This is a genomic window from Pseudomonas sp. AL10 (genome assembly GCF_029960685.1).
Lineage (GTDB): Bacteria > Pseudomonadota > Gammaproteobacteria > Pseudomonadales > Pseudomonadaceae > Aquipseudomonas > Aquipseudomonas lactis.
In genome coordinates this window covers 1-273 of the sequence record NZ_JASBQZ010000106.1, presented here as the reverse complement: position 1 = coordinate 273, position 273 = coordinate 1, and the positions used below count along the sequence as shown (strand labels likewise).

The following is a 273-nucleotide window of genomic DNA, read 5'->3' as shown; positions in this document are numbered from 1 at the left end:
TTGTCATTCGCAGTCATCACGACCATGAGATCGCCAGTTTCTATTTTCGCCCCCCTGCTTCAGACGTATCGCTGAACGTCTACTACAACGCCTTATCACCTGATGATGGAGAACGTTTGCATGTCCGAACCCAAAAAGACGGGAAAATATTCCTCGCAGGCGATTATGAACAACTGCGGATGGGCCAAATCACATTAGCCGGCATGCAAGCCGAAGAATCCCTGATCGGCTTCAGCGATGACACTCACCGTCAAATACTCTTTGTGAGCGAAA

At 49.1% G+C, this 273-nt stretch carries 1 protein-coding gene; it reads left to right on the top strand.

From position 1 onward, the window contains the following. Nucleotides 1-273, top strand: a 273-nt coding sequence (locus tag QK296_RS29010; protein ID WP_282392378.1) for a T6SS immunity protein Tli4 family protein, incomplete at both ends; no start/stop codon positions are given.